At 64.3% G+C, this 20683-nt stretch carries 16 protein-coding genes; 7 read left to right on the top strand and 9 right to left on the bottom strand.

Annotation, left to right across the window (positions count from 1 at the left end; genetic code table 11):
* The first annotated feature begins 145 nt into the window (after positions 1 to 145).
* Complete coding sequence (locus WBF69_RS02935) at positions 146 to 1438, top strand: O-antigen ligase family protein (RefSeq protein WP_424261046.1); 1293 nt, start codon at positions 146 to 148, stop codon at positions 1436 to 1438.
* Positions 1439 to 1537: 99 nt separating this feature from the next.
* Here the strand turns inward: WBF69_RS02935 and nusG are convergent, their stop codons facing one another.
* The 8 genes from nusG to ssb form a co-directional block, all read right to left on the bottom strand.
* Positions 1538 to 2041 carry a transcription termination/antitermination protein NusG gene (gene nusG, locus WBF69_RS02930; RefSeq protein WP_424261044.1) on the bottom strand — a complete coding sequence of 168 codons (504 nt, stop codon included), beginning with the start codon at positions 2039 to 2041 and terminating at the stop codon, positions 1538 to 1540.
* Positions 2042 to 2151: 110 nt separating this feature from the next.
* Complete coding sequence (locus tag WBF69_RS02925) at positions 2152 to 3636, bottom strand: nucleobase:cation symporter-2 family protein (protein ID WP_424261042.1); 1485 nt, start codon at positions 3634 to 3636, stop codon at positions 2152 to 2154.
* Positions 3637 to 3933: 297 nt separating this feature from the next.
* Positions 3934 to 7128 (bottom strand): error-prone DNA polymerase, encoded by a 3195-nt coding sequence (locus WBF69_RS02920; protein WP_424261040.1) that lies wholly within the window; start codon positions 7126 to 7128, stop codon positions 3934 to 3936.
* Positions 7129 to 7130: 2 nt separating this feature from the next.
* Positions 7131 to 8549 (bottom strand): Y-family DNA polymerase, encoded by a 1419-nt coding sequence (locus WBF69_RS02915; RefSeq protein WP_424261038.1) that lies wholly within the window; start codon positions 8547 to 8549, stop codon positions 7131 to 7133.
* Complete coding sequence (locus WBF69_RS02910; RefSeq protein WP_424261036.1) at positions 8470 to 9273, bottom strand: translesion DNA synthesis-associated protein ImuA; 804 nt, start codon at positions 9271 to 9273, stop codon at positions 8470 to 8472. Before WBF69_RS02910 ends, WBF69_RS02915 begins: the two co-directional genes overlap by 80 nt.
* Before the next feature lie 45 nt (positions 9274 to 9318).
* The gene (locus tag WBF69_RS02905) at positions 9319 to 9633 is read right to left on the bottom strand and encodes a type II toxin-antitoxin system RelE/ParE family toxin (RefSeq protein ID WP_424261034.1); all 315 of its coding nucleotides are present in this window, start codon (positions 9631 to 9633) and stop codon (positions 9319 to 9321) included.
* A 3-nt stretch (positions 9634 to 9636) separates the two neighbouring features.
* On the bottom strand, positions 9637 to 9891 hold the full coding sequence (locus WBF69_RS02900) for a ribbon-helix-helix domain-containing protein (RefSeq protein WP_424261032.1): 255 nt from the start codon (positions 9889 to 9891) through the stop codon (positions 9637 to 9639).
* 158 nt (positions 9892 to 10049) lie between these two features.
* Positions 10050 to 10535: a single-stranded DNA-binding protein gene (gene ssb, locus WBF69_RS02895; protein ID WP_424261030.1), complete on the bottom strand. Its 486-nt coding sequence runs from the start codon at positions 10533 to 10535 to the stop codon at positions 10050 to 10052.
* Between the two features lie 363 nt (positions 10536 to 10898).
* On the opposite strand from ssb, the gene WBF69_RS02890 reads away from it, so the two are divergent.
* The 5 genes from WBF69_RS02890 to WBF69_RS02870 all read left to right on the top strand — a co-directional run bounded on the left by WBF69_RS02890 (position 10899) and on the right by WBF69_RS02870 (position 16528).
* Positions 10899 to 12500 carry an ABC transporter substrate-binding protein gene (locus tag WBF69_RS02890; RefSeq protein WP_424261028.1) on the top strand — a complete coding sequence of 534 codons (1602 nt, stop codon included), beginning with the start codon at positions 10899 to 10901 and terminating at the stop codon, positions 12498 to 12500.
* Between the two features lie 90 nt (positions 12501 to 12590).
* Positions 12591 to 13619 carry a dipeptide ABC transporter permease DppB gene (gene dppB, locus WBF69_RS02885; protein ID WP_424261026.1) on the top strand — a complete coding sequence of 343 codons (1029 nt, stop codon included), beginning with the start codon at positions 12591 to 12593 and terminating at the stop codon, positions 13617 to 13619.
* Complete coding sequence (gene dppC / locus WBF69_RS02880) at positions 13616 to 14506, top strand: dipeptide ABC transporter permease DppC (RefSeq protein WP_424261024.1); 891 nt, start codon at positions 13616 to 13618, stop codon at positions 14504 to 14506. The genes dppB and dppC overlap by 4 nt, the downstream gene beginning before the upstream one ends.
* A gap of 13 nt (positions 14507 to 14519) precedes the next feature.
* Positions 14520 to 15515 carry a dipeptide ABC transporter ATP-binding protein gene (dppD, locus tag WBF69_RS02875; RefSeq protein ID WP_424261022.1) on the top strand — a complete coding sequence of 332 codons (996 nt, stop codon included), beginning with the start codon at positions 14520 to 14522 and terminating at the stop codon, positions 15513 to 15515.
* Complete coding sequence (locus WBF69_RS02870; RefSeq protein WP_424261020.1) at positions 15512 to 16528, top strand: peptide ABC transporter ATP-binding protein; 1017 nt, start codon at positions 15512 to 15514, stop codon at positions 16526 to 16528. Before dppD ends, WBF69_RS02870 begins: the two co-directional genes overlap by 4 nt.
* Before the next feature lies 1 nt (position 16529).
* On the opposite strand, the gene WBF69_RS02865 is transcribed toward WBF69_RS02870, so the two are convergent.
* On the bottom strand, positions 16530 to 17732 hold the full coding sequence (locus tag WBF69_RS02865; RefSeq protein ID WP_424261018.1) for an MFS transporter: 1203 nt from the start codon (positions 17730 to 17732) through the stop codon (positions 16530 to 16532).
* 86 nt (positions 17733 to 17818) lie between these two features.
* Between WBF69_RS02865 and uvrA the strand changes: the two genes are divergently transcribed.
* On the top strand, positions 17819 to 20677 hold the full coding sequence (gene uvrA / locus WBF69_RS02860; RefSeq protein WP_424261248.1) for an excinuclease ABC subunit UvrA: 2859 nt from the start codon (positions 17819 to 17821) through the stop codon (positions 20675 to 20677).
* The last annotated feature ends 6 nt before the right edge of the window (positions 20678 to 20683 follow it).

The raw sequence follows: 20683 nt of genomic DNA, 5'->3' as shown, positions 1-20683 counted from the left end.
GCAGAATCCGCAATCGGGATTGACTCGATACCGCCGCCCCTGCCACGCGGGCGGAACAGGGGTGATAAAGATGGCTGTTCCACCCAATCACTGCGGCAAGAGCCAGTAGAATGGCCTTCGATCTCTATTCCTGTCGCCCTGCCCCATGATCCCCAATCCGGCCACCCGGCTGTCGGTCTGGATGTCCGCCAGCGCCGCGCTGTTTTTTTTGCTGATGCTGTCCGCCCCCAACGGCTATTCCTGGGGCGGGGGCCTGCTGCTGCTCGGCGGGTTGGCGGCGTGGGCCTGTTCCAGGCGGTGGCGACCGGCTTGTGCGGTCAGCCACCCGGCACAGGCGTCTGAATGTCATGCGCCGTGGACCATCCAGGACCGCACACTGCTGATCCTGTTGCTGGCGGTATTCCTGATCAATGCCCTGGCGGTGATCTGGCACGGCGATTCAGGCAAATATCTGGACCAGGGGGTGCGCTACCTGCTGGCGATCCCCATTCTGTGGGGGCTGCGGCAGGCGCGGCTGCGGCTGGACTGGATCTGGGCCGGGCTGGCGCTGGGCAGCCTGGGCGCGGCGGGGGTGGCGTGGTGGCAGGTGCATGCACTGGGTCATGTCCGTGCCGAAGGCTTTGTCACCAGTGCGATTCCCTTTGGGGACATGGCGCTGATGATGGCGTTCTGGTGCGTGCTGGGGGCGACGCTGTTTGCGATCCGGCGCCGTCCAGGGTGGATGGTTTTTCTGCTGATCGGGGCCTTGGCCGGGGCCTATGCCTTTATCGCATCGGCCACGCGCGGCGGGATGGTGGCCATCCCCGTCCTGATCGTGCTGGCCGCCCTGGCGCTGATGCGCCGTGGGCACCGCCGCCAGTTGCTGGCGGGCGCAACGTTGCTGACCGTGGCCGTAACGCTGGTGGTTGTCTTGTCGCCGGCGGGTCAGTTAGCCGAACGACGCTTCAACGAGGCCTTTGCAGAGTGGCAGTCCTACAGCCAAGAAGGCAATGCGACCAACAACGTCGGGGCGCGCCTGGAATCCTGGAAGGCTGCACTGATCAGCATCCCCAAACGACCGCTGCTGGGCTGGGGGCATCAGGAATACAAGACGCACCTGGACACGATGGTCCAGGAAAACCGCACACCGCCTTTCGTAGCGGAGCTGTCCAACACCCACAATCAGTTCATCGAGATCTGGCTGCACCAGGGCACGCTGGGCCTGATGGCGTTTCTGGTCCTGCTGATCGCGAGTTTTTGGTATTTCGCCCAGCGCCTGCGCCACGCGGACGCCACGGTGCGCATCCTGGCCTGCTGCGGCGCCAGCCTGCCGGCGGGCTTTGCGGCATTCGGCCTGACCCAGGTGATCCTGGGGCGCAACAACGGGGTGATGTTTTTTCTGGTGTCCCTGGCGGTGTGGTGGGCGCTGATGCGGGAAGCGGAAGGGAAAGCGGACTAATCAGGCTTGTGCAAGGCAAGCATGGCCGCTTCGGGCGCTCTGTCCAGGATGGTGAGCTGTTGCCGGGCCCGACTGTCACAACGGCTGCGGCATGCCCCATCACAGCGGCGTAATCTGCCCGAATTCGACCTGGATGGTCTGGGCGCGGCCCAGGATGTTCAGCAGCAGGGTGACGCGGTCCTTGGACACCGACTGGACCAGGGCCTGGATGCCGGCCAGGGGGGAATCCTGGATCTGCACCGGCATGCCGGGCTGAAAAGGACTGATCTGATCCAGCTGCGCGGATTCGCGCAGGGTTTCGGCCTGCCGAATGGCCTGCACGGCGGCATCGGCCAGGGTGGCGGGCTGAGGGCCGAACATCACCAGGCGGCTGATCCCGACGGTGGAACGCACGACCGACAGCGATTGCGTGGGCCTCGTGGGCCGCAAGAACAGGTAACGGGGGAACATGGGCTCGTGCCCGATGGCGTGCGGCTTTTTGAAGACCTTGAACAGCGGCAGGTAGACCTCGAAATCCTGACGCAGCAGCTGTTCCCGCGCAGTAGATTCCTGACGGGGTTTGGTGTGGGCGACATACCAGAGGGCGCTGAGGTCTGCAGACATGAAGAGCCCACCGTTTGCTAAAGATAGGGATATTGTAAAAACAAATCGGCTCAGGCATCGTCTGAGCCGATTTGCAGCGATCCACCCCAGATCAGGGGCGGATCAAAGCATCACGCCTCGGCGTGTTTGGCGGCCTCGACGGCAGCCGTGGTGTCGTGCGGGGCGCCGTTGAAGAACACGTTGAGCAGCACCGCCGACAGGGATGTCAGCAGGATGCCGGATTCGATCAGGGGATGGATGGCATGCGGCATCCACTGGCGGAAGTTCGGGGCGACCACGGGAATCATGCCCATGCCGATGGAAATCGCCACGATCATGGCGTTGTTGCGGTTCTTGACGAAATCCACCCCGCCCAGGATCCGGATGCCGGTGGCCGTGACCATGCCGAACATGACGATGCCGGCGCCGCCCAGGACGACGGTGGGCAAGGATTCCACCAGAGCCGCCAGCTTGGGCAGCAGGCCCAGTATCACCAGGATCACGCCGCTGGCCACGCAGACGAAGCGGCTGCGCACGCCGGTGACGGCGACCAGGCCGACGTTCTGGGAAAAGCTGGAGTACGGGAAGGTATTGAAAATGCCCCCGATCAAAGTGCCCAGGCCGTCGGTGCGCAGGCCGCGCGCCAGGTCTTTCTGGCCGATCTTCTTGCCGGTCATGTCCGACAGGGCCAGGAACATGCCGGTGGATTCGATCAGGATGACGATCATGACCAGAGTCATGGTCAGGATCATCCAGAAATCGAATTTAGGCATGCCGAAGTGAAAGGGCATGACGATGTCCACCCAGTCGGCCTTGGCGACCTTGTCGAAATTCATGATGCCCATCGCGGTGGCGATGATCGCCCCGATGACGATGCCCAGCAACACGGCGATATTGCCCAGGAAGCCCTTGCAGAATTTGGCGATCAGCAGAATGGAGACCAGCACGATGGCGGCCACGCCCACGCCGGTCAGATCGGCATAGCGGGGATTGGGCACGGTGGGCAGAATCGCCAGCCCCTGCGGGACTGCCGGCAGCGGCGAGCCCGGCGCCCCGGCAGCCGCCTGGGCGCTTTTCAGCCATTCGGCATAGCTGGGATCGACGATGGACGGCGCGGTAGGGCCGAAGGGATTGCCAAAGATCCAGTTGATGCCCACGCGCATCAGCGTGATGCCGATGATGGCGATGATGGTGCCGGTGACCACGGGCGGAAAGAACCGCAGCAGGCGGCTGATCCAGGGGGCGATGATGATGGTGATGATCCCCGCGGCGATGATGGTGCCAAACAGCAGCTGGGCGCCTTCGTGCCCTGGGTTGCTGTTGGCGATGTGGATCATGGGGCCGACCGGGGCGAAACTGACGCCCATGATGACGGGCAGTTTGATGCCGAACCACGGTGTAGCGCCCAGCGACTGAATGATGGTGACCAGGCCGCAGGCGAACAGGTCGGCGGCAATCAGCAGGGAGACCTCGTGGGCGTCCAGGTTCAGGGCGCGACCGATGATCAGCGGCACGGCGACTGCGCCTGCATACATGACCAGCACGTGTTGCAGGCCCAGTGCGGTCAATTTGCCCATCGGCAAAATTTCATCGACTGGGGCGACGGAATTGCTCATGGTTGTCTCCAGATTTTGATATGCCCGCCGCATCGGCATTACCAGGGGTTTTACACAGATCAGGCGGTTTCAAGCAATGTACCGGAGGCCATTCCAGGCGACTATAAGGAAAGCACCATAAGGTGCTTTAAGGTTGGCACATAGTTCCGGGATAACCCTGGGCTTTGGACATCAAAAGGGGATGCGCACGGGCCTGGACAGGGAAAACACCTATTCGCCGGGGTCACGAACGACCCCCAATGAATATCTGATGCACGCCGCCCAAAGACCTGAGCAACCGCCATCGTTTTATCCCGTTCAGCAGAAATCCCGGGACGGAGTTTCCAGCCCGGATAGTGTCTGGGTCAGCAGCGCGCTGCGATCCGCCAGACGTTTGGCGATCAGGTGGTGGACCTGGCCGTCGGTCTGCCAGATGCCGTAGACGGCCAGCAGGGGTGCGTCCAGGGCCTCGCGACGGTATTTCTTGAAGATATCCGGCCACAGGATGACGTTGACAGATCCGGTTTCGTCTTCCAGCGTCATGAACACCACGCCTTTGGCGGTCTGCGGGCGCTGACGCACGGTGACCAGGCCGCAGGCGCGGGCCAATTGGCGGTTGCGCAGGCCCGCCAATTGCGCGGCGGACAGCAAGCGGTCGGCCTGCAAACGCGCGCGCAGCAAAGCGACGGGATGACGACCCAGGGTCAGGCCCAGGGCGCGGTAATCCGCCGCGATGGCCTGCCCTTCGGTGGGCAGTGTCAACGCCGGATCGGCGTCATCGCGGGCGGTGCCGCGCAGCAGATCGCGGTCCGGCACGGCGGCTGCCGCCTGCCACAGGGCGGCGCGGCGGTTGCGACCAGCCAGCGCCTGTAAAGCGCCCGCCCGTGCCAGCGTCTGCAGGTCATGGCGGTCCAGCCGTGCACGATGCGCCAGATCGGCCACATCCACGAAGGCTTGCTGCGAGCGGGCCTGCGCGATGCGTTCGCCGGCATCCGGTCGCATGCCGGCGATGCGGGAAAAACCCAGGCGCACGGCGTCTGTTTCCAGCATGCTGTCCCAGCGGCTGACGGTGACGTCCACCGGCAGGACCCGAACACCGCGCCGTTGCGCATCCTGCACCAGTTGCGCAGGTGTGTAGAACCCCATGGGCTGGCTGTTCAACAGGGCCGCCAGGAATACGGCGGGTTCGTGGCAGCGCAGCCAGGCGCTGGCATAGGCCAGCAGCGCGAAACTGGCGGCGTGGCTTTCGGGAAAGCCGTATTCGCCGAAGCCCCGGATCTGGGCGAAGATGCCCTCGGCAAAATCCCGATCGTAATGCCGCGCCAGCATGCCGCTGACCAGACGATCATGATGGATTTCCATATTGCCATGACGCTTCCAGGCCGCCATGTCGCGACGCAGCTCGTCGGCCTGGCCGGGGGTATAGCCGGCGGCCAGCATGGCGATCTGCATGACCTGTTCCTGGAAGATCGGCACCCCCAGCGTGCGTTTCAGCGCCTGTTCCAGCGCGGGGGACGGAAAGGTCACGGGTTCTTTCTTTTCCCGGCGGCGCAGATAGGGGTGCACCATGCCGCCCTGCATGGGGCCGGGGCGCACGATGGCGATCTGGACCACCAGGTCGTAGAAATTCTGCGGACGCAAGCGCGGCAGCATGGCCATCTGGGCGCGGGATTCGACCTGGAACACGCCGATGGTGTCGCCCTGCGACAGCATGGCGTAAGTCTGCGGGTCTTCGGGCGGGATATCCTGCAAGGCAAACGACCGCCCGTACCGTTCGGCCATCAGGTTCAGGGCGCGATGCAGCATGGTCAGCATACCCAGGGCCAGAATGTCGACCTTCAGGATGCCCAGGGCCTCGATGTCGTCCTTGTCCCATTGGACGACGGTACGCCCGTCCATGGCGGCATTTTCCACAGGCACCAGGCGGGTCAGCGGTCCCCGGCTGATGACGAAACCGCCGGAATGCTGGGACAGGTGACGCGGGTATCCTTGCAGGCGGTCGGCCAATGCCGCCCAGTGGCGATTGCGGCGGGCCTCGGCGGACAGACTGACGGCATCGTCTGCCCCCATGTCCAGGCCGACGTCGGCCAGACGCTGCGACAGATCGACGCGGCCATCGAAACGCCGGGAATGACGGGCCACGTGATCGATCACGTCCGCCGGCACCCCGAGCGCCCTGCCCACGTCGCGCAAGGCGCCGCGCGCGCGATACGTGGCGACCGCCGCCGTCAGGGCGGCGCGATGCCGACCATATTTTTGGTACAGATACTGCATGACTTCTTCGCGCCGCTGGTGTTCGAAATCCACATCGATGTCCGGCGGTTCGTTGCGTTCTTTGCTGATGAAGCGTTCGAACAGCAGGCTGGAGCGGGCCGGATCGACCTCGGTGATGCCCAGGCAATAGCAGACCGCCGAATTGGCGGCGGATCCCCGCCCCTGGCACAGAATGTCACGGGATCGGGCGTACTGCACCACGTCATAGACCGTCAGAAAATAGGCCTCGTAGCGCAGGTCTGCGATCAACTGCAGTTCATGGTCGATCTGCTGGCGCACCGGCGGCGGAATGCCCTGGGGAAACCGTCGATGCGCGCCCTTCAGGGTTTCCTGGCGCAACCAGGCGGCGGGGCTGACGCCTGCGGGCACGAGTTCGTCGGGATATTCGTAGCGCAACTGGTCCAGGGAAAAATGGCAGCCCTGCGCCATGCGTACGGTTTCAGCCAAGGCGCCGACGGGATACAGACGGGCCAGGCGCAGCCGGCTGCGCAGGTGACGCTCGGCATTGGGCTGCAAGGCATAGCCGCATTCATGCACGGTCTTGCCCAGGCGGACGGCGGTCATCACGTCCTGCAGGGGCTTGCAGGAACGGGCATGCATCAGCGGCCATCCGGTGGCCACCAGCGGCACGTCGTGGCGGGCCGCAGCGCGCGCGACCCGCCCGCCGTGGATGTCGTCCAGCGCCTGGGCATGCAGCGTCAATGCGACCCGCAGCCGATCATCGAACACGGCCTTGGCCCAGCGGATCTGTTCGTCCAGGATCGTCTCGTCGGCAGGATAATCGGGGGACAGAATGATCCAGCAACCGGGCAGGCCGCGCAGCCTCAGATCCCGACGCGTTACGCGATAGCCGCCCTTGGGGCTGCGCATCCGCGCCAGGGAAATGAGTTCACATAGATTGCCGTAGCCATCACGGTCGCGCGCCAGCGCGGTGAGCGTCAACGCCGCATCGCCGATGTCGCGCTGCGCGCCGACGCTGTTTTCATCGGCGGCAGAGACCGCCCCCGTCTCGCAGACCGTCAAACGAAACGTGGCGCCGACGATCAGCGGCAGGCCGATCTGTTTGGCCGCCACGTGCGCCCGCACGACCCCGGCCAGCGAACACTCGTCGGTGATCGCCAGGGCGGCATACCCCAGCCGCGCGGCGCGCCCGACGAGTTCTTTCGCCGTGGACGCGCCTTCCAGAAAGGAGAAATTGCTGGCGCACTGCAGTTCCGCATAATCGGGCAGGGTCGCCATGATCAGCCGAACAATCCATGCAAAAACCAGCCCGGCGCGTCCACCGCCTGAGTCCGGAAGATCCAGTAGCAGATGCCGGATTCGTCTTCGGCGACAAAATAGTCACGCGTCACGGGACCACCATCCTGCCAGCCGCAATCCAGCCGTTCAGCAGGCGAGACCAGGCGCAGCGGGGTGCCATAGAAGGGACGATGCACGCGCACAGTCAGCGGCACGGGGGTGTCCAGCAACCAGACCGGTCGCGGCAGCGGGACGACGGGAAAGCCGCCCGCCGCGACGGCAGGTTCGCCCTCGGCATCGGCAGGGTCTGGCGCTGCCGCCCGGCGACGACCCGATGGCACTTGGTTCAAAGGCGCCCAGCGGGCGGCGCGTTCCGGTCGGTGATCGGCCACGGGCGCCGGCGCCAGCAGGTTTTCCGCCCCCAGACGGGCGCCCAACAGTTCCAATAGCTGAGCATGATCCTGCGGCGTGCCGCCGGGTTCCGGGAATAGTTCCAGGCTGGGGGTCTGCGCGGCCTGAAATTGGGTGGCCGTCAGGCGCACGGCAATCACGGAAGCCGGCAGGATCAGGCGGGCGAGATGTTCCTGCACCAGCCGGGTCAGGATCGCAGGATCGCGCGACGGCGCGCCCAGGGTGATCGGCACGAGGGTGGGTTCGCCCATCGGCGGGTGTTCTGCACGCGACGCCGTGCTTGCACGACGCGTGTGCCCCGACAGATCCGTAGGCGGTGCGCGGCGCGGGCGCCGCTCGTGCGCCAGCAGCACGGTAAACGCCGTAACGTCCTGCTGGCAGCCCGCCAGCCAGCCGCACAATTGCAGGATCAGACGCTGCGTCGCCCACTGCAAGGCAGGCGCATGTTCGATGTGATCAGGCAGTTCGAACGCGGCATCGAATTCCGGCGGCAATTCCAGTCGGCGATACGGCATGACGGTCGGCGCCAGTTCACGCTGCCCCAGCGACAACTGATCCAGCCAGTCCAGCAGCGCCGGCCCGCAGCGCTTGTTCAGACCGACACGCGGCAGCCGCTGCAGATCGGCCAGGGTTTCGCATCCCAGATCGCGGAACCAGTCGGCAAAGGGCCGCGCAGGCGGCGCAACAGCCAATGAGACCTGGGCGACAGCCCGCTGCAAGGAACGCCGCGTCAGGGCGCTGCCGCCGCGCCCGCTGCGCGCCAGCATCCAGGCCACTGGGCCGGACGCCGCCACCGACACGACGGCGGACGCAACGCCGAACGCTGCCAGCACCTGGCGCACCTGCGCCCGCAAGCGCCGGATGCCGCCAAACAGGCGCAAGCTGGCCGTGACATCCATCAGGATGAGGGATTCCGGCGCCAGCGCCAGGTCAGGCGTGAACCGCAGCAGCGCGCAGGCGATGGGCTGCAGCAGGTTCGAAGGCGGGGACACGCCGATCCAGACGGACATGATGGTCGAGTAAAACCGGGGACGGAGACAAAGGCACGAACAGGGGTTCGTCGCGCCGGGGGCCTCGGCGCTTGATGAAGACCACCTGCACGCCGCCGAAGGCGGGCGCCAGCGCCAGGCGCAGGGGCGCGGGTGAAGACTGATCCGCATCGCAGGACGGGCGGAACATGAAAAACAGGGCGGACCCAGCCTGGGCGGCCAAATGCAGACGCCGCAAGGCCCCGGGGCGAATAGCGGCGCCGGCACCCGGTCGGACGCCGGGGTCTTCTGCCGGCACACGCCGCCGCCCCTTTGCGGTCGACGGCCCGGTGCCCGCCCATAGCAGCACCAGCCGACAGGTACCCGCCTGCAGCGCCTGTTCGGCGGCCCAAAAGGCATCGGCCCGGCGCGCCGCCCGCAGCAGAACGACCCTGCCCGGATCCACCCCCCACCCGTTCAGGGCCAAAGGCTGCAGCACATGCGGCGGCTGGATCAGCACCACGGATCGGCGGGCCGGCACCCCGGCGCACCGCCGCAACACGGGCAGCAACAGCCGCAATTCCCCAATGCCCGGCTGGGACAGCAACAGTTCGGTCAGACTGCCGACCGGCCACCCCCCGCCCGGCAATTCGGCTGACAACATCGCGTGACCGGTATCGACGCACGCCGCCCCGCCCCGCGCCAACTGCGAGGCCCGCCACAGGGACGGATGGATGATTTCAGGGCGGACGGAAAGGGCGGACATGGCAGGAAAGCGATTTTAATACTGTATGAATATACAGTATTTGGATCACATGCCAAAATCTTCCTGGAAGCGCCTGATCTGGTGCATTTTTTCGTGCAAGATCGTCACGATACCGATATCGCCGTCCGACAGCCTGCGCCAATAGACGACATGCCGTTCATAACGGAAGAAATACCCGTCCACTGCGAATTCGGCAGGCACCGGTCGCGACACCACAGCATGGGCATCTATCCCGGCAAACGCCTGGAAGAGTCCCGTGACATAGCGATCCGCCTGCTGTTCTCCCCATCTGTCGCGTGTATAGCGATAGATCTGGTCAATCCGATAGGACGCCGCCGCCTGAACACGCACCTGAGCCACGCGTCATGCCTTGTTGCGCTGGATGACTGCCGCCGCAGTCAGCGGCTGATAAGAGGCTTCCGGCGCAGCAAAAGCATGCTGCAATTCGGCCTTGAGCCGATCAAACGCGGCTGCTTCCGCGCGTTCCTGATCTCGACGGATCAGATCCCGCACGTATTCGCTGACGTTGTCGTAGGCGCCGTATTCGCCCACATTGGACGCCACAAAATCGCTTAACGAGCCATTGAGGCGAACGGTCATCGTTGTGGTTTGGGACATATCAAGGTTCCGGATGCGCCGACGATGTATTCAATTTAATCAATAAACAATACAAAAACAAGGCGCGCAGCCCCATGGGGTCACTGTGAAATAACAATCCCCGGCGAACAAGGTTGGCCGGGGATGTGAGTGCACACGCGTACAGGCTGCAGGATGTTTTAAAACGGAATGTCGTCGTCCATATCCGCCAGATTGCTGGCCGGAGCCGCTGCCGGAGCGGCGGGACGCTGTTGCTGCGGAGCGCGGCGGGGGGCGGGAGCCTGCGAAAAACCGCCGGCATCGCCGCCGCCTGCCGATTCGCCGCCTTCGCGGCCGCCAAGCATCTGCATCTGGTCGGCCACGATGTCGGTGCTGTAGCGGTCGGCGCCGGTTTCCTTGTCCTGCCATTTGCGGGTTTTCAGGCGGCCTTCCACGTAGACGGAACGGCCCTTGCGCAAGTATTCGCCGGCGATTTCAGCCAGACGGTTGTAAAACACCACGCGGTGCCATTCGGTTTCTTCGCGGCGTTCGCCGCTGGCCTTGTCCTTCCAGGTGCTGGTGGTAGCGATGGACACATTGCAAATAGCGGCGCCATCGGGGCTGTAACGCACTTCCGGGTCGCGCCCCAGATTGCCGACGAGAATGACTTTGTTGACTGAGGCCATGGTGGGAATCCTGTGATGGTGAACGATGTAGCTGCCATTATCGGGGATTTGGCGGCCCCGAGGCCACCAAATGGTACCAGATGGACAGAATTGTCCAAACGGGTTTACCCCTGCCGAAAAATGGCGCACCACAACCAGAGAATGGGCAACCCGCAGCACCGATCAGGTAACACCCAGGCATGCATCATCGCCCATATCCGATCTTTTCAAAAATCGGCAAAAAACGTCTAGGCCCAGCAAACACGCCACTTTCCAAAAGTTGCGTATTTGCTGGTTCGGGTAATCCTGGATGCCTGAACACTACGGCTCAAGCAGTGTTTCATGCTATGTTCACGCAAATTCACGCATTCATGCGAGGAGGAAATGATGATTTCAAAACACGCACTGGGTCTGTCCCTGATTTCTCTGGCGCTGGCGGTCGGCTCCGCCCAGGCAGCCACGACCACCTATGTTTACTGCTCTGAAGGCTCCCCCGAAGGCTTCAACGCTTCGTTCTTCACGGCAGGCACCACCAACGACGCCACGCACCCGATCTTTGATCGCCTGGTCGAATTCAAAGCCGGTACGACGGAAATCATTCCGGGCCTGGCCGAATCCTGGGACGTCAGCGAAGACGGCAAGACCTATACCTTCCACCTGCGCAAAGGCGTGAAGTTCCATTCCAACAAGACCTTCAAGCCGACCCGCGATTTCAACGCGGACGACGTGCTGTTCACATTTCAGCGCCAGAAAAACGCCGATCACCCCTACCACAAGGTCTCCAACGGCTCGTACCAGTATTTCAATGGCATGGGCATGGACAAGCTGATCGACAAAGTTGAAAAGGTCGATGATCACACGGTGCGCTTTGTGCTGACGCGCCCCGAAGCCCCCTTCATCGCCAATCTGGGCATGGATTTCGCATCCGTCTATTCGGCTGAATACGCCGATGCCATGATGAAGGCCAACACCCCGACCAAGGTCGATACCGACCCGATCGGCACCGGCCCGTTCGAATTCGTCACCTACCAGAAAGACGCCCGCATCCTGTACAAGGCCAACACGGCGTACTGGGGCGACAAGGCCAAAGTCGACCGCCTGGTCTTCGCCATTACGCCGGACGCATCCGTGCGCTACGCCAAGCTGCAGAAAGACGAATGCCAGTCCATGCCCTACCCCAATCCGGCCGACCTGGACTCCATCCGCGCGAACAAAGACATCCAGCTGCTGGAACAAGCGGGTCTGAACGTGGGCTATCTGTCGTTCAACACGGAAAAGAAACCCTTCACCGACGTCAAGGTGCGCCAGGCCCTGTCCATGGCGATCGATAAGCCGGCCATCATCAAGGCCGTCTTCCAGGGCGCTGGTCAGCCGGCAAAGAACCTGCTGCCGCCCACCATGTGGAGCTACAACGACGCTGTGCAGGATTGGCCGCACGACATCGCCAAGGCCAAGGCCCTGCTGGCCGAAGCCGGCTACCCCGACGGCTTTGAAACCGACCTGTGGGCCATGCCCGTGCAGCGCCCCTACAACCCGAACGCGCGCCGCATGGCCGAAATGATCCAGTCCGACTGGGCAAAGATCGGCGTCAAGGCAAAAATCGTGTCCTACGAATGGGGCGAATACCTGAAGCGCACGAAAAACGGCGAACACCAGACCATGCTGATCGGCTGGACGGGTGACAACGGCGACCCGGACAACTTCCTGGCCACGCTGTTCAGCTGCGCGGCGGCCCAGAATGGTTCGAACTATTCCCGCTGGTGCTACAAGCCCTTCGAGGACCTGATCCAGCCGGCGCGGACCACGTCCGACCACGCGAAACGCGTCGAACTGTACAAACAGGCTCAGGTCGTCATGCATGAACAGGCGCCTGCGGTCATGATTGCGCACTCCACGGTGTTCGAACCCCTGCGCAAAAACGTGCAAGGCTACACTGTGTCCCCCGTGGGCCGTCATATCTTCGACCACGTCAGCCTGGGTAAATAAGCCCTCGCATTGACCTGATCCGGGCCTCGGCACCGTCCGAGGCCCGACCGCAGCCGCAACAGGACTGCGGTACTCCACACACCTTGCCCCATGCTCTCTTTCATTCTCAAACGCGTCGGATTGGCGATTCCGACGTTCATCGGCATCACCTTGCTGACGTTCGCCTTCATCCATTTGATCCCCGGCGACCCGGTGCTGATCATGGCAGGCGAACGCGGTTTGTCCCCCGAACAGCACGCCGCCATGATGACCCAGCTGGGGCTGGACCAGCCCCTCAGCACGCAATACATGCACTACATCTGGAACGTGCTGCATGGCGACCTGGGCACTTCGCTGACCACACGCCAGCCCATCTGGTCCGAATTCGTGCCGCGTTTCCAGGCCACGCTGGAACTCAGCATCATCGCCATGATCATCGCCCTGGCGATCGGCATTCCGGTCGGTGTGCTGGCAGCCGTCAAACGCGGTTCCTGGTTTGATCATGTATCCATCACAGCGGCCCTGACGGGCTATTCCATGCCGGTGTTCTGGTGGGGCCTGATGCTGATCATGCTGGTCTCGGTGCAACTGGATCTGATGCCGGTCTCGGGGCGCGTCAGCGCCGCGCTGTTTCTGGACCCCAGCGATCCGCTGACGGGCTTCATGCTGATCGACACGCTGCTGTTTGGCGAGCCCGGCGACTTTCTGGATGCGCTGCACCACATCATGCTGCCGGCGTTTGTCCTGGGCACCATTCCGCTGGCGGTGATCGTGCGCATGACGCGCTCGTCCATGCTGGAAGTCCTGAACGAAGACTACATCCGCACCGCGCGCGCCAAAGGGCTGTCGCGCTTGCGTGTCGTGGTGGTGCACGCTCTGCGCAACGCGCTGCTGCCGGTTCTCACGGTGATCGGCCTGCAAGTTGGCGTGCTGATGGTCGGCGCCATCCTGACCGAAACCATTTTTTCCTGGCCCGGCGTTGGCCGCTGGCTGATCCAGGGCTTGGCGCAGCGCGACTATCCCGTGGTCCAGGGCGGCGTGCTGATGGTGGCCACGCTGATCATTCTGGTGAACATGTGCGTCGATATCCTCTATGGTCTGGCCGACCCGCGGATCCGTCAGCAACAGGGGCGCAAATGAACGAATTGACGACTTCCATGCCGGCCCCTCCGGGGCCGCTCAAATCCTTTTGGCAGGATTTTTCCCGCAATCGGGGCGCCCTGATCGGCCTGTATTACATCCTGCTGATGCTGTTCGTGGCCATTGCGGCCAACCTGATTGCGCCGCACGATCCCGCCGCGCAGTTCCGCGACCATCTGCTGCAGCCGCCGGTCTGGCACGCGGACGGCAGCTGGCAGTTCATCCTGGGCACCGACGACGTGGGCCGCGACATCCTGTCGCGCCTGATTCACGGCGCGCGCCTGTCGCTGCTGGTGGGCTTTCTGGTGGTCAGCGTGTCGCTGGTACTGGGGATATTCTTTGGCGTGCTGGCAGGCTACACAGGCGGCGTGGTGGACATCACCATCATGCGCATGGTGGACATCATGCTGGCCCTGCCCAGCCTGCTGCTGGCCCTGGTGCTGGTGGCGATCTTCGGGCCGTCCATCGTCAATGCATCCCTGGCGCTCAGTTTCGTCGCTCTGCCGCACTATGTGCGCCTGAGCCGCGCCGCCGTGCTGCGCGAAATGACTCGTGATTACGTGATCGCCTCGCGCGTGGTCGGCGCCGGCGCCTGGCGGCAGATGTTCATCAACATCCTGCCCAACTGCCTTGCGCCGCTGATCGTGCAGGCCTCGCTGGGTTTTTCGAATGCCATCCTGGACATGGCCGCCCTGGGCTTTCTGGGCATGGGCGCCCAGCCGCCCACCCCCGAATGGGGCACCATGCTGGCCAACGTGCTGCAGTTCGCCCAAAGCGCCTGGTGGGTCGTGACCTTTCCCGGCCTGGCGATCTTGCTGGCGGTGCTGGCGTTCAATCTGATGGGCGACGGCCTGCGCGATGCGCTGGACCCGCGCCTGAAAGTCTAGGGAGGGACGGATCATGCTGGAAGTTTCCAATCTGTCCGTGCATTTCGGTGACGAATCGGCGCCTTTCAAGGCGGTCGACCGCATCAGCTATCACGTCAACGCCGGCGAAGTCGTCGGCCTGGTCGGCGAATCGGGGTCCGGCAAATCCGTCAGTTCCCTGGCGCTGATGGGGCTGATCGATTTTCCAGGCCGCGTCCAGGCGGACGCGCTGCGCTTCGAGGGCCAGGACCTGCTGTCCTTGCCGGAAAAAAAGCGCCGTGCAATCGTCGGGTCACAGGTGTCCATGATTTTTCAGGACCCCATGACCAGCCTGAACCCCTGTTACACCGTCGAATACCAGATCGCCGAGGCGCTGCAGGCGCACAACGGCGGGTCGCGGCGCGCGCAACGGGCGCGGGTGCTGGAGCTGCTGGAACAGGTCGGCATCCCGGATCCGGCGTCCCGTCTGAAAGCCTATCCGCACCAATTGTCAGGCGGCATGAGCCAGCGCGTGATGATCGCCATGGCTATTGCCTGCAACCCCCGCCTGCTGATCGCCGACGAGCCCACCACCGCGCTGGACGTGACCATCCAGGCGCAGATCATGGATCTGCTGCTGTCGCTGCAGCGACAGCAAGGTCTGGGCCTGGTGCTGATCACCCACGACCTGGCCCTGGTCGCCCAGGCGGCGGACCGTATTCTGGTGATGTACGCCGGGCAGATCGTCGAATCCGGCCCGGCCAAAGACATTTTCCGCCGCCCCCGCCACCCCTACACGCAGGCATTGCTGCGCGCTCTGCCTGAATTTTCCCGGGATTCGGATCGCCTGGTGTCCCTGCCCGGCGTCGTGCCGGGGCGCTACGACCGCCCGCAAGGCTGTCTGCTGAGCCCCCGCTGCCCCTATGCCACCGAACACTGCCGCCAGGAAGAGCCCGCCCTGCACGGCCACGAAGACCGGCAAGTGAAATGCCACTACCCACTGGACGATCAGGGCCTGCCGACCGGGCAGTCCACCGAGATTTCCGCATGAACGCCACGCCTTCCCCTTCCGCAGACACGACCGCCGCCGGCCACGACATTGTCTTGCAAGCCGTCGACCTGAAACGCCATTACCCCGTCCAGACCGGATTTCTGAAGCCGAAGCGCTCCGTCAAGGCGCTGGACGGCGTCTCCTTTTCCCTGCAGGCGGGCAAGACGCTGGCGGTGGTCGGCGAATCCGGCTGCGGCAAATCGACGCTGGCCAGGGTGCTGACCATGATCGAGCCGCCCACGGCGGGCCAGTTGCTGTATCGCGGCCAGGATGTGTCCCAGACCAGCCCGGAACTGACGCGCCTGCGCCGCCAGAAGATCCAGATCATCTTCCAGAACCCTTATGCCTCGCTGAACCCGCGCAAACGCATCAGCGCGATCCTGGAAGAACCTCTGCTGATCAACACCAGCATGGATGCCGCCCAGCGCAAGGCGCGCGGGCAATCCATGATGGAACTCGTCGGCCTGCGGCCCGAACACTACAGCCGTTACCCGCACATGTTCTCAGGCGGCCAGCGCCAGCGCATCGCCATTGCGCGCGGCCTGATGCTGGACCCGGAAATCCTGGTCGCCGACGAGGCCGTCTCGGCCCTGGACGTGTCCGTGCGGGCGCAGGTGCTGAACCTGATGAAGGACCTGCAGCGCGATCTGGGGCTGTCCTACGTCTTCATTTCCCATGATCTGTCGGTGGTGGAACACCTGGCCGACGAGGTCATGGTGATGTATCTGGGCCGCGTGGTCGAACAGGGCAGCAAGGCCGCGATTTTCGGCCAACCGCTGCATCCCTACACCCAGGCCTTGCTGTCGGCCACGCCGCGCCTGAACCAGGAAGGCCACGGCGAGCGCATCCGCATTTCCGGCGAACTGCCCAGTCCCCTGAACCCGCCGCCCGGATGCCCGTTCAGCAGCCGCTGCCCGCGCGTCATGCCGGTCTGCCGCCAAGCCCTGCCCGCCCTGAAAATGCAGGGTGGCCGACTGGTGGCCTGTTATGCGGTGGAACAGGATCTGGAATGATCTAGCGCCCCGACCGAATTTCCTTGAATCCCCGGGCGGTATACAGCCAGACCACAGCCAGCATGGCGCTGACCCAGAACACCATGGACGGCCCGCTGGTGCGCACCAGAATGCCGCCCAACACGCCGCCTGCGAACACGCCCAGCGACTGAGCCGTGTTGTAAAAGCCCAGCGCCAGGCCTTTCAGGGCGGGCGGCGCCACGCGCGACACCAGGGAAGGCTGCAAGGCTTCCAGAATATTGAAGCAGACGAAAAAGCCGACCAAGGCGATGACCACCAGGACAAAGGAATCCATCAGCCAGGGCAAGGCGCCCAGGGTGACGGCCAGGCCCAGCACCGCCCATTCCAGAGCGGGTTTATGCGCCTTGCGGGTTTCGGTATAGAACACCGCCGGCACCATCAGCACGAAGGACGCCAGGATCACCGGCAGGTAAACCTGCCACAAGCTGCCGGAATCCAGGCCGCCCAGGCGCCCCAGCATGCCCGGCGCGACCATGAACAGCGCCATCAGGATGAAATGCAGGCAGAACACGCCGAAATTCAGACGCAGCAAGTCGCGGTGCGCGAGCACGTCGTGCGGGGTAGCCTGAATGATGTCGGCCTCGGATTTGGGCACATCGGGCACGAAGAACATGGCGATCAGCAGGCAGACGAAACCCAACAGGCTGATGGCCCAGAACAGGCCGGACAGGCCGAATTCCCCTACCAGCAGGGGCGACAACACCAGCGACAGGGCAAAGGAAATCCCGATCGACCCGCCCACCATCGCCATGGCGCGGGTACGGACTTCGGGCCGGGTGGCGTCGGCGATCCAGGCGGTGATGGCCGCCGACACGGCCCCCAAACCTTGCACCACGCGCCCCACGGTGACCCAGTCCACGTCGTTGGTCAGGGCGCAGATGATGCCGCCGATGACGAACAGCAACATGCCGAACACGATGATCGGACGGCGCCCATAGCGGTCGGACGCCATGCCCAGGGGAATCTGCATCACGGCCTGCGTCAGGCCGTAGGCGCCCAACGCCAGACCCACGCGAACCGGGTCGTCTCCGCCCACCAGCGCACCGGCGGCGACGGCAAAGATCGGCGTCAACAGGAACAAGCCCAGCATGCGGGCGGCAAACAGCATCGCCAGCGCAATGCTGCTGCGCCTTTCCAACGCGGTCAGCTTCAAGGCGGGGGTCTTAGAACGGGATGACGTCATGTGGGGCGTATTTCCAGTCGGATAAGCAGGGACTGCGCGTTATAGTAGCAAGTTGGCCTTTGAAAAACCTGAACCACCCTACCGGCATGGACGCCATCTGCATACGCGGTGCTCGCACCCACAACCTGAAAAACATCTCGATCGACCTGCCGCGCCGCCAGTTGGTGGTGATCACTGGCCTGTCGGGGTCGGGCAAATCGTCGCTGGCGTTCGACACGCTGTACGCCGAAGGCCAGCGGCGCTACGTGGAAAGCCTGTCGGCCTATGCGCGGCAGTTTCTGCAGATGATGGACAAGCCCGACGTGGACGTGATCACCGGCCTGTCGCCGGCCATTGCCATCGAACAAAAGACCGCCGGCCACAATCCGCGATCCACCGTGGGCACGGTGACCGAAATTCACGATTACCTGCGCCTGCTGTACGCCCGTGTCGGCACGCCCTATTGCCCCGACCATGATCTGCCGCTACGCGCGCAAAGCGTCAGCCAGATGGTGGACCAGGTGCTGACCCGCCCGGAAGGCAGCCGTCTGGCGATCCTGGCCCCGCTGGCGCACGAGCGTCAGGATGATCTGGCCGTCGAATGCCGGCGCCTGCAGGCGCTGGGCTTCGTGCGCGCCCGCATCGATGGCGTCATCCACCCCATCGACGGCAGCGCCGCCTTGCCGCACACCGACGGCCCCTGGTCTCTGGACGTGGTGGTGGACCGGCTGCGCGCCCGCCCCGACAGCCGCCAGCGGCTGGCCGAAAGCTTCGAGACCGCCCTGGATCTGGCCCAGGGCCGTGCCGCCGTCCTGGACCTGGATTCCCAGGAAGAATGGGCATTTTCCGCCGCCTATGCCTGTCCGGTGTGCGCGCGCGGCATGGGCAATCTGGAACCGCGCCTGTTCAGCTTCAACAATCCGGTGGGGGCCTGTCCGACCTGCAATGGCCTGGGCCAGGTGGATTCTTTCGATCCCGCCCGCGTCGTGGCGTTTCCCGAACTGAGCCTGGCGGCAGGCGCCATTCACGGCTGGGATCGGCGCAACGCCTTCAGCTACGCGATGATGGCCAGCCTGGCCCAACACTATCGCTTCAGCCTGGACACGCCGTTTCAGGCCCTGTCCCCCGAGATCCGCGACCGTCTTCTGTATGGCTCCGGCGCCGAGGAAATCGCTTTTCAATACCTGGGCGAAGGCGGCATTCCCGCGATCCGCCATCACGCCTTCGAAGGCGTGATCCCGAACCTGGAACGGCGTTGGCGCGAAACGCATTCCAACGCCGTGCGCGAGGAACTGGGGCGGCTGCGCCACACCAGCAACTGCCCCGACTGCCAGGGGGCGCGTCTGTGCACCGAAGCCCGCCATGTGCTGATCGGCACCGATCCCGGCCCCGGCGAGCGGCGCGGACGGGCCATCTACGAAATCGAAGCCCTGTCGCTGGCCGACTGCCGCCGCTGGTTTCAGGAATCGGAGATCGGCGGGGCCAGACGCGAAGTCGCCGAGCGCATCGTGCACGAGATCCGCGCGCGCCTGGATTTCCTGGACAACGTGGGTCTGGGCTACCTGTCGCTGGACCGCAGCGCCGACACGCTGTCGGGCGGCGAGGCCCAGCGCATCCGCCTGGCCAGCCAGATCGGGTCGGGCCTGACCGGGGTGATGTACGTGCTGGATGAACCGTCCATCGGACTGCATCAACGCGACAATCAACGTCTGATCCACACCTTGCAGCAACTGCGCGATCTGGGCAACAGCGTGATCGTGGTGGAACACGACGAAGACATGATCCGCGCCGCCGATCACGTGCTGGACATGGGGCCGGGCGCCGGCGAACAGGGCGGCTACGTGGTCGCCCAAGGCACGCCGCAGGACATCGCCGCCCAGCCGCAGTCGCTGACCGGCCAGTATCTGTCCGGCGCACAGCGCATCGCCCTGCCCGCGCGCCGGCCCGTGGCGACCGACGACCCGGAACTGCCCTGGCTGCGCGCCCTGGGCTGTCGGGGCAACAATCTGCAGGGGGTGGATCTGGCCATCCCGGTCGGGCGCTTCACCTGTGTGACCGGGGTGTCGGGGTCGGGCAAATCCACCTTGATCAACGACACGCTGGTTGCGGCCATGAGCCATCGTCTGAACCGCGCCCAGACCACCCCTGCGCCCTTTGATCGTCTGGACGGCCTGGAACACTTCGACAAGATCATCAGCATCGACCAGAACCCGATCGGGCGCACCCCACGCAGCAACCCGGCCACGTATACCGGCCTGTTCACGCCGATCCGCGAACTGTTCGCCGGTGTGCCGGAAGCCCGCCTGCGCGGCTATGATGCCGGGCGTTTTTCCTTCAACGTCAAAGGCGGTCGCTGCGAGGCCTGCCAGGGCGACGGCATGGTGCGCGTGGAAATGCATTTCCTGCCCGACATGTATGTGCCCTGCGAAGTCTGCCAGGGGCTGCGCTACAACCGCGAAACGCTGGACATCCGCTACCGGGGCCACACCATCAGCGACATCCTGGACCTGACCGTGGCCCAGGCGCTGGATCTGTTCGCCGCCGTGCCGGTGGCCGCCCGCAAACTGCAAACCCTGATGGACGTGGGCCTGTCCTATATCCGCCTGGGTCAGAGCGCCACCACCCTGTCGGGAGGCGAGGCGCAACGCATCAAACTGTCCCAGGAACTGTCCCGGCGCGGTTCCGACCGCACGCTGTACGTGCTGGACGAACCGACCACCGGCCTGCATTTCCACGATATTTCGGTCTTGCTGGATGTGCTGCAGCAACTGGTGCAGGCGGGCAGCACCGTGCTGGTCATCGAACACAATCTGGACGTGATCAAAACTGCCGATTGGGTCGTCGATCTGGGTCCTGAAGGCGGTGCCGGCGGCGGTCGAATCGTCGCCCAAGGGGCGCCGGAAACCATCGCCGCCAGCCCGGACAGCCACACCGGCGCCTGGTTGAAAACCACACTGGGAAAATAGGCCGCC

The organism is Castellaniella sp., from assembly GCF_049673105.1.
GTDB lineage: Bacteria > Pseudomonadota > Gammaproteobacteria > Burkholderiales > Burkholderiaceae_B > Castellaniella.
The sequence above is the reverse complement of the archived record's forward strand: the minus strand, read 5'-3'. Positions and strand labels throughout refer to the sequence as shown.

Bases quoted from the DNA above. Each gene is read 5' to 3' on its own strand.
- WBF69_RS02890 (WP_424261028.1), top strand. From the start codon at position 10,899: ATGATGATTTCAAAACACGCACTGGGTCTGTCCCTGATTTCTCTGGCG.
- WBF69_RS02910 (WP_424261036.1), bottom strand. From the start codon at position 9,273: ATGTCCGCCCTTTCCGTCCGCCCTGAAATCATCCATCCGTCCCTGTGG.
- WBF69_RS02925 (WP_424261042.1), bottom strand. From the start codon at position 3,636: ATGAGCAATTCCGTCGCCCCAGTCGATGAAATTTTGCCGATGGGCAAA.
- WBF69_RS02900 (WP_424261032.1), bottom strand. From the start codon at position 9,891: ATGTCCCAAACCACAACGATGACCGTTCGCCTCAATGGCTCGTTAAGC.
- nusG (WP_424261044.1), bottom strand. From the start codon at position 2,041: ATGTCTGCAGACCTCAGCGCCCTCTGGTATGTCGCCCACACCAAACCC.
- WBF69_RS02935 (WP_424261046.1), top strand. From the start codon at position 146: ATGATCCCCAATCCGGCCACCCGGCTGTCGGTCTGGATGTCCGCCAGC.
- ssb (WP_424261030.1), bottom strand. From the start codon at position 10,535: ATGGCCTCAGTCAACAAAGTCATTCTCGTCGGCAATCTGGGGCGCGAC.
- WBF69_RS02870 (WP_424261020.1), top strand. From the start codon at position 15,512: ATGAACGCCACGCCTTCCCCTTCCGCAGACACGACCGCCGCCGGCCAC.
- dppB (WP_424261026.1), top strand. From the start codon at position 12,591: ATGCTCTCTTTCATTCTCAAACGCGTCGGATTGGCGATTCCGACGTTC.
- dppD (WP_424261022.1), top strand. From the start codon at position 14,520: ATGCTGGAAGTTTCCAATCTGTCCGTGCATTTCGGTGACGAATCGGCG.
- WBF69_RS02920 (WP_424261040.1), bottom strand. From the start codon at position 7,128: ATGGCGACCCTGCCCGATTATGCGGAACTGCAGTGCGCCAGCAATTTC.
- WBF69_RS02865 (WP_424261018.1), bottom strand. From the start codon at position 17,732: ATGACGTCATCCCGTTCTAAGACCCCCGCCTTGAAGCTGACCGCGTTG.
- WBF69_RS02915 (WP_424261038.1), bottom strand. From the start codon at position 8,549: ATGTCCGTCTGGATCGGCGTGTCCCCGCCTTCGAACCTGCTGCAGCCC.
- dppC (WP_424261024.1), top strand. From the start codon at position 13,616: ATGAACGAATTGACGACTTCCATGCCGGCCCCTCCGGGGCCGCTCAAA.
- uvrA (WP_424261248.1), top strand. From the start codon at position 17,819: ATGGACGCCATCTGCATACGCGGTGCTCGCACCCACAACCTGAAAAAC.